The organism is Paenibacillus lautus NBRC 15380 (assembly GCF_004000945.1).
Classification (GTDB): Bacteria; Bacillota; Bacilli; order Paenibacillales; family Paenibacillaceae; genus Paenibacillus_AQ; species Paenibacillus_AQ lautus.
Genome location: NZ_BIMF01000022.1, coordinates 103,599 through 111,049, shown reverse-complemented (window position 1 = coordinate 111,049; position 7,451 = coordinate 103,599). Strand labels below are relative to the sequence as shown.

Below are 7,451 nucleotides of genomic sequence, written 5' to 3'. Positions count from 1 at the left end.
TTATTGCGAGGCCTGCCTCGCGATGGGGCGCAGCCGCTCCTGTGCCCTGCTGCTGCATGGCGCAGCAGGATCGGCCGTGCGGGGCACGGCCGGGGGTTCCCCCACCGCGGCCTTGGGCCGGTGGGGGCTTAGCGCAGCGCAGAGCGCCGCCGCTGGCGCTGCGCTGCGGTTTTTGGCGGAGCCGCCCGCAGGGGGCTCCGCGGTGCCCGCCCGGTTTCTCATCTGGGCGGTGACCGGTGCCGGAAAGACCGAAATGATCTTTCCGCTGCTGCAGTCTATTCTGGATACGGGTGGGCGCGTGCTGGTTGCCGCGCCAAGACGGGACGTGGTGCTGGAGCTGGCACCACGTCTATCCAAGGCCTTCCCGGAACAGACGGTAGTCACGTTATATGGGGGAAGTCCGGACAGATGGAAGAGGGGGAGCATCACACTGGCAACAACGCATCAGCTGATGCGTTTCAAGAGAGCTTTTGACCTGGTCGTGATCGACGAGATTGATGCATTCCCATATCATAACGATCCGATGCTGGATTTCGCGGCCAAGGGCGCTTGCAAAATAGGGGGAAAGTATATTTACCTATCAGCCACTCCGCCAACGCCATTACAGCGTGAGGCGGCTGCAGGCAGATTGCCACATGCCAAAGTCCCCGCACGCTTCCACGGTCATCCGTTACCCGTTCCACAAAAGCTGAAAATCTTGACGGTGAACCGCTGTCTACAGGAAAAAAAGCTTCCCCCACTCTTGGTTCGCAGTCTGAGCGCATCTCTTTCCCGTGGTGCTCAGTTGTTCCTGTTCGTTTCCCGCATCAAGCATATTGCTCCAATTCTGGAGCTGCTTCGCAAGGCCATAACCAATATGCCGATTGAAGGGACTTCATCTATCGATCCGGAACGGACAAGCAAAGTGATGTCCTTTCGTAACCGGGAGATTCGCTTACTCGTGACAACGACCATACTCGAGCGCGGGGTAACGGTTCCTAAGAGTGACGTGTTCATTTTGGATGCAGACAGTGAGCTTTTTGATGAAGCTGCATTGATTCAAATGGCCGGCCGCGCGGGCCGATCCAAGGATGATCCGGCAGGACGGGTGGTATTTGCTGCGCCCCAATGGACTCGGAGCCAAAGCTCGGCAGTCCGACAAATCAAGGCGATGAACAGAATCGCGCGTAAGGGAGGGTATTTACGGTCTGTTCAGGAAATTGTCGAATACTAGGGGATTCCCGTAATAGTGATGACAATATATTCGCGTTGTTGTTTTGTAGTCTTTTTATCCGTTCAGTGATATTAATCATTCTTTTTATTCTACCTCTCTTAGAAAGGAAGGAGCATAATTGATATCAAACGCCTTTAGCCATCTGATCGGGCATATGCATCGTTTGCTCAAACCAATTGACGAAACCTGTCTCGCTTGTGGGAAAACAGGTTCATTCACCCGGGAACTTCCGGGCATATGCCGTGCCTGTTATCGGAATATCCCCTGGATTATGAAACCCAAATGTTGGCGCTGCGGGCGGGGAATCGGCTGCCCCGACTGCATTCGACCAGGCTTGAACCATCGAAGCTTTATTTTGAATCGAAGTGCGGTAACCTATGATACACAGATGAGAGAGTGGTTGGCTCAGTACAAATATAGAGGGAATGAACGTTATGCTCCTCTTTTGATAGAGATGATGCTACGGGCGTACACGCTGCTCCATCGGGAAGCAAACATCCATTTGGACTATAAGGGGTCACGGAAATCTAGTAACATGCCATGGAGTGTACATGCCGTCACTTCGGTTCCGGTCAGTGGGGAAAGGCTTCAGGAGAGGGGCTTCAATCAAGCGGAGGTACTCGCACAGGGGCTTGCGCTTAGAATTAAGGTGCCTTATGTACAGATGTTGGAACGTAGACGTCACACGGATAAACAGAGCTTCAAAAGCCGGATGGATCGGTTGAAGGATATGGAGGGTGTTTTCGGTGCATTGCAGGATGGACCCGATATGCTTTTGTCCATAAGTAATCAGGCCGCAGAGCAAACTCGTTCTCAAATGGGAGCATCTCTGTTCAAAGGACCATTCCGTATACTTTTGATTGATGATATCTATACAACTGGAAGTACGATTAATGCTTGTGCGCAGGTTTTGCGGAGATGCGAACCCCTTATGGAAATGCCCGTCGAGATCTATAGTTTAACCTGGGCTCGCTCGTAAATGATTAAAATAGGAAAAATGTGTGGATTCTGTTACCGAATGATAGACGTAAGGCCTGAGATAATGTAATCTAGGGGTATCAAAGGTTCTATGTGGCATGGAGGTTGTTGAGCATGAATCTGGGGAATTGCCCTCGGTGCGGCAAGTTATATACGGTTAATATTCGGGAGTTATGTCCTGAATGCATGAAGGTTATTGAGAAGGAATATGAGAAATGCGCAGCCTTCCTTCGTGAGCAAAAAGGTGCAACGATTCATGAAGTGTCTGAGGCTACGGAAGTATCTGTGCGGCAAATTACGAAGTTCATCAAGGAAGGCCGGATCTCGATTGCGAACGCGCCAAACCTTGCGTATCCTTGCGAGGTGTGCGGAACGTTGATTCGTGAGAGTAATATGTGCGAGTCCTGTCGAACGCGATTAACGAGGGAGCTAAGGCAGGCTGCTGCTGGCGACCAGGAAAATCAGCCTGGGTCCAGAAAAGATAGAGAGACTTACAGTGCAGTCGATAAACTGCGCAAATACTAACTTTTGAACTATTAACAATGTTTCATATCCGGCCGATAAACTTAGTAAAGCTTATCGGTCTTTTATTTTAAGTGAGGTGAATAGGGCGTGAAGATTAACGAATCGGGACGTGTGAACGGCATCAATTCGTATCAACGGAATATTGAATCTCGGGAGATGCAGCATATCGATAAGAAGAAACGCCGTAAGGATGAAGTATCAATCTCCCCGGAGGCGATGGAACTGAGTGCACAGAATAAAGTACAGGATCCGGATCGCGCGGAGAAAATTCAGCGTTTGAAGGAAGCTGTAACCAACGGTACATATGAAGTACCAGTCGACCGTTTGGCAGACAAATTGCTCCCGTATTTTCAATCCTACAATAAATCAGGTGAGTCCAAGTGAGTGTACAGAATGTCATTTTAGCAATGACGAAGTTAAACGATGTCCATCTTGAAATGATAGATGTCGGTAAAGAGAAACAACAGGCAATCATAGATAATGATTCGTCGAACTTGACTCGGCTGATGACGATTGAAAATCGGTTGTTAAGACAGATGAACGAACTGGAACAGCAGCGCGTGGAGCAAGTGAGTTTTTTCTTGCAGGAAAAGGGAATACGTTCCCAATTGAGTCTAAGCGTAACCGAGCTATCGCGACTTGTATTTGATCCGGACGAAAAGCAAGAGCTTATGCAAATCCGTGATAGCTTGCTGAATAACGCCATGATATTAAAAAAGCAGAATGAATTAACGACCCAGTTGCTTGAGCAGTCTCTGCATTTTATTGACTTCTCTTTAAATATAATCGTTGGTGTGGATGAGGAAATGATCTATAAGAAGCCTACGGACACTCCACCGGCTCTTTCGAATAAAAACAATTTTTTTGATGCCAAAGCGTAGCGTGGCACTTATTAAGGAGAGAACACATGGTATCTACATTTCACGGGATTGAAACTGCGAAGCGCAGCCTCTTTGCTCAGATGGCAGGTATGAACACGACCGGTCATAACATAGCAAATGCCAGCACTCCTGGTTACTCACGGCAAGTTGTAGGTTTGATCGCTTCACGTCCGCTGGCTATGCCAGGGATGCATAATCAGATATCTCCTGGCCAGCTGGGCACAGGTGTCGAAGTTAATTATATCAAACGTGTAAGAGATCAGTTTTTGGATCAACAATACTGGAACGCCAATCGCTCTCTTGGTGATTGGGAAGTACAAGCAGGAACGCTCTCTAAACTGGAAACGATTTTTAACGAACCTTCTGAGTCTGGGTTGACAACGGTTATCGATAACTTTTGGAAGGCTTGGTCTGAATTCAGTAAAGACCCTGAGAACGTAACTTCAAGAAAGATCGTCAGGGAAAATGCTTTAGCAATGGCAGAAGCCTTTAACGAAACTAGCAAGAAAATAACTGATATGCAGGCGGATTTGACTCAGGGGATAAGCGTAAATGCAGATCATATTAATACCCTGACCACTCAAATCGCTCAGCTAAATTATGAAATTAATCGAATTGAAGGTTTTAGAGATAATGCAAATGATTTGCGCGATCAAAGAGACCTCATTATCGACGAACTTTCTCGCATGGCTAACGTCACTGTGGTAGAGGAAGAGACGGGCTATCGGGTTACCGTTGGGGGACTTGAACTTGTTGCAGGGGATGCAGCTGTTCCCGTTACCCCTGCTCAATTAGAGACCGCATATGCCGGTAATACTCTGAATAGCGGAGAACTTTTCGGTATTATTAAATCTAGGGACGGCATCGTAAAGGATTACTTGGACCAATTAAACGAGTTGGCTAATACGATAGCTAACGGCGATGTTAGCATTACGATTCCAGCTGGTTCGGTGCTTCCTGAAGGAACCATGCTTAATGGTGTGACTTATAGTGGAACGACGAGAACTTTAACTGCAGATACGACAGTCACAGTAAAAGGTCTTAATGGACTCCATAAACTGGGGTATTTATTTACTTCTCCCGCTCAAGCGGCTGGTGATTTCTTTAGTTCCAAGGACGGGGGGCCTATTACGGCTGCTTCATTTAGCGTTAATAATGCCATTATCCAAGACCCTAACAAGATTGCTTCCTCATTGAGAGTTGTTGCAGGCGCTAATGGGGATGAAGTAGTGAAAGGGAATAATACGCTCGCTTTATTGATGTCTCAGCTTAGAGAACGTCCGTTTACATTTGGCTCCATAGCAAGTAACAATGGGATTACAAATGGCACAATAGATGATTATTACCGAGCCGTTATGGGGCAGATGGGTGTTCAGAGCCGAGAAGCTTTAAGACAGCAAGAAAATAACCAACTGTTAGTCGACCAGGTTGATTCCAGAAGACAATCTGTAAGTGGAGTTTCCTTGGATGAAGAAATGTCGAATTTAATCAAATTACAGCATTCCTATGGAGCTGCTTCACGATTTATGACAACAATTGATCAAAACCTGGATAAAATCATTAACAGCATGGGCGTTGTAGGTAGATAGAGGAGGCGATAGTTCATGGCTTTACGTGTTACACCAGGTATGATGAACCTGCAAATGATGCGAAATATCAATACGAATCTAGTGAGAATGGATGGAAACATGAATGTGCTTTCTACAGGCATGAAGTTAAATAAGCCATCTGACGATCCTGTTGGGATTACATATTCATTAAGATATCGGAGCGAGTTATCGTTTAATGATCAATATCAGAAAAATGCGGACACGGCACTTTCTTGGCTGGAATATACGGATACGGTGATCGGTCAAGTTAATGAGATTTCTCAAAGGGCCAATGAATTAATTGTTAATGCTGTCAATGGAACTAATCCCCAAGAGGGATTAGATGCAATTAACATTGAACTGAAACAAATTTACGAGCAACTCATTTCATTAGGCAATAGTAAATTTAACGATAAGTATATCTTTAATGGCCAGTTAACTGATCAAGCGCCATACGACAAAGTTCTAGCACCTACTCAGGGTACAGATCTTCATGGAATCACATATAAGTTTACAGAAGGGGCAACCTTAAATATTAACGTTACAGGTCAAGATGTATTTGGGGAACCATCAGACCCAGATAATCTATTCAGTATTTTGAATAGAGTTCAAGCTGCATTAACTATCGATGATAAAGCTGCCGCTCGAACAGAATTGGATAACTTATCCAGCCGCTTATCAAAGATTAACGAGGCGAGATCAGAGATTGGAGCCAAGACAAACAGGGTGGACCTTATCTTCAATCGATTAGGCGATCTGGAGATAAATCTAACCGCTATGCAAGCAAAGGTAGAAGATGCTGATTACGCTGAAACAATTATGAAGCTTAAGCAAGATGAAAGCGTGTATCAAGCATCACTAGCAACTAGCGCGAAGATCATGCAGATAAGCTTGCTAGACTATCTTCGGTAATAATATTATGATATAGAGAAACGGGGGTAGGAAGATGGATTTATTAAGGCTATCAATTCGCCAAACCTATGCTTCCATCGGTATAGAGACGAGTAAAGCGAAGTTAAGTATCGAGTCTCCCCCCGGCGATTTGAAGATCGAGACTGAAACGGCAAAAATGGACATTCAACGTACTCCAGCGAAGTTGACGGTTGATAGTTCAAAAGCCTGGATGGCTTTAGGGAAAGGGAATCATTTGGACTGGTGCAATATGGTATTTAGTCAGATGGATCAGGAGTACCTTACCAACGTGTCACGAATTGTGGAGGAAGGGAACCGATTAGCCCAATTTACAAAACCGGGAAGTAAGATTGCTGATATGATGGCAGACCGAATCCAGGAGAAGTCAACCATTGAGTATAATGGGCAAGCTTCTGTTGCAAATGTTGATGTTCATTACGCTCCAACTGAACTGGATGTTCAATGGAGCGATCAAGTTACGCAAATTGAATATACGCCGCAGCGTCCCCAAGCATCCTTTGAAGCGGCTGTTGCTAATATTTATATGAGAAACAAAAATTCACTGAGTATGTGGGTGAATGAGTATGACTTTTATAGTTAAAATAAAGCTATAGCTTATAGGCTGTAGCTTTTTTTATAGGAGGCGATCAAATGCTTAGTCAGTTTAACGGGATTCAAGTTTCCTTCCAAGGAAGCATTCTAGGGTTTGATGAATTGGACACTTTTGTCATGGAAGCAGTAGAAGAAACGCCGTTTGCCTATTTAAATAGCATTGAAAATCCGGAATTATCTTTTCTTGTCACGCCCCCATTTCAATGGTACAAAAACTATGAATTACAGTTAAGTGATTTGTTAAAGAAAAGATTGAATACAGAAAGACCTGAAGAAGTTTTAGTGTTATCTATTGTTACTATCCGGGATCCCCAGCAAGCGTCTACAATTAATCTATTGGCTCCTCTCATTATTAATGTTTCCAGAAAAGTCGGTTTACAGCATGTATTTCATGAACAAACAGCGTACAAGACGAACAGTCCATTGTTCGCGGATGATCAAGGACAAGGGGGAGAAGAATAATGCTGGTACTTTCCCGAAAGCGTGGGCAAACCATTTTAATAAACAATGAGATTGAAATTTTTGTCTCTTCCATTGACGGAGAAAGCGTAAAGTTAGGGATCAGCGCGCCAGCGGATGTCTCTATTTTGAGAAAAGAGCTTGCTGAAGAGGTCAGGGCCACCAATTTAGAAGCCAGTGCAACTTTGAAAAACGTAAATTTATTAAAAACAATAAAAAAACAATAAAAAATCTGAAGTTTGCTATAAATAATCCTAAGATAGCTCCGATATATATTATAGG

General features: G+C 45.0%; 10 protein-coding genes. All 10 read left to right on the top strand.

What is annotated here, in order from left to right; translation table 11 throughout:
• Window positions 1–1,213 (top strand): helicase-related protein (locus tag PLA01S_RS26880; RefSeq protein ID WP_127594833.1); only part of this gene is annotated, 1,213 nt, incomplete at its 5' end.
• Window positions 1,214–1,547: 334 nt separating this feature from the next.
• Complete coding sequence (locus PLA01S_RS26875) at window positions 1,548–2,192, top strand: ComF family protein (RefSeq protein ID WP_246059870.1); 645 nt, start codon at window positions 1,548–1,550, stop codon at window positions 2,190–2,192.
• A 113-nt stretch (window positions 2,193–2,305) separates the two neighbouring features.
• Entirely contained in the window at window positions 2,306–2,716 is a 411-nt protein-coding gene (locus PLA01S_RS26870) for a TIGR03826 family flagellar region protein (protein ID WP_127594829.1), read from the top strand.
• An 87-nt stretch (window positions 2,717–2,803) separates the two neighbouring features.
• Window positions 2,804–3,100 (top strand): flagellar biosynthesis anti-sigma factor FlgM, encoded by a 297-nt coding sequence (flgM, locus tag PLA01S_RS26865; protein ID WP_127594827.1) that lies wholly within the window; start codon window positions 2,804–2,806, stop codon window positions 3,098–3,100.
• A complete protein-coding gene (locus PLA01S_RS26860; RefSeq protein WP_127594825.1) occupies window positions 3,097–3,597 on the top strand; it encodes a flagellar protein FlgN in 501 nt (166 codons plus the stop codon). The genes flgM and PLA01S_RS26860 overlap by 4 nt, the downstream gene beginning before the upstream one ends.
• Window positions 3,598–3,623: 26 nt before the next feature.
• On the top strand, window positions 3,624–5,186 hold the full coding sequence (gene flgK / locus PLA01S_RS26855; RefSeq protein WP_127594823.1) for a flagellar hook-associated protein FlgK: 1,563 nt from the start codon (window positions 3,624–3,626) through the stop codon (window positions 5,184–5,186).
• A 15-nt stretch (window positions 5,187–5,201) separates the two neighbouring features.
• Window positions 5,202–6,098, top strand: coding sequence for a flagellar hook-associated protein FlgL (gene flgL, locus PLA01S_RS26850; protein WP_127594821.1), 897 nt, complete (start codon window positions 5,202–5,204; stop codon window positions 6,096–6,098).
• 34 nt (window positions 6,099–6,132) lie between these two features.
• Complete coding sequence (locus tag PLA01S_RS26845) at window positions 6,133–6,699, top strand: DUF6470 family protein (protein WP_127594819.1); 567 nt, start codon at window positions 6,133–6,135, stop codon at window positions 6,697–6,699.
• A 50-nt stretch (window positions 6,700–6,749) separates the two neighbouring features.
• On the top strand, window positions 6,750–7,172 hold the full coding sequence (locus PLA01S_RS26840; protein ID WP_127594817.1) for a flagellar assembly protein FliW: 423 nt from the start codon (window positions 6,750–6,752) through the stop codon (window positions 7,170–7,172).
• On the top strand, window positions 7,172–7,396 hold the full coding sequence (locus PLA01S_RS26835) for a carbon storage regulator (RefSeq protein ID WP_127594815.1): 225 nt from the start codon (window positions 7,172–7,174) through the stop codon (window positions 7,394–7,396). The genes PLA01S_RS26840 and PLA01S_RS26835 overlap by 1 nt, the downstream gene beginning before the upstream one ends.
• The last annotated feature ends 55 nt before the right edge of the window (window positions 7,397–7,451 follow it).

What these genes read in the sequence shown, in the direction of transcription:
- PLA01S_RS26835 (WP_127594815.1), top strand. Translation starts at nt 7,172, where the DNA reads ATGCTGGTACTTTCCCGAAAGCGTGGGCAAACCATTTTAATAAACAAT.
- PLA01S_RS26840 (WP_127594817.1), top strand. Translation starts at nt 6,750, where the DNA reads ATGCTTAGTCAGTTTAACGGGATTCAAGTTTCCTTCCAAGGAAGCATT.
- flgK (WP_127594823.1), top strand. Translation starts at nt 3,624, where the DNA reads ATGGTATCTACATTTCACGGGATTGAAACTGCGAAGCGCAGCCTCTTT.
- PLA01S_RS26845 (WP_127594819.1), top strand. Translation starts at nt 6,133, where the DNA reads ATGGATTTATTAAGGCTATCAATTCGCCAAACCTATGCTTCCATCGGT.
- PLA01S_RS26870 (WP_127594829.1), top strand. Translation starts at nt 2,306, where the DNA reads ATGAATCTGGGGAATTGCCCTCGGTGCGGCAAGTTATATACGGTTAAT.
- flgL (WP_127594821.1), top strand. Translation starts at nt 5,202, where the DNA reads ATGGCTTTACGTGTTACACCAGGTATGATGAACCTGCAAATGATGCGA.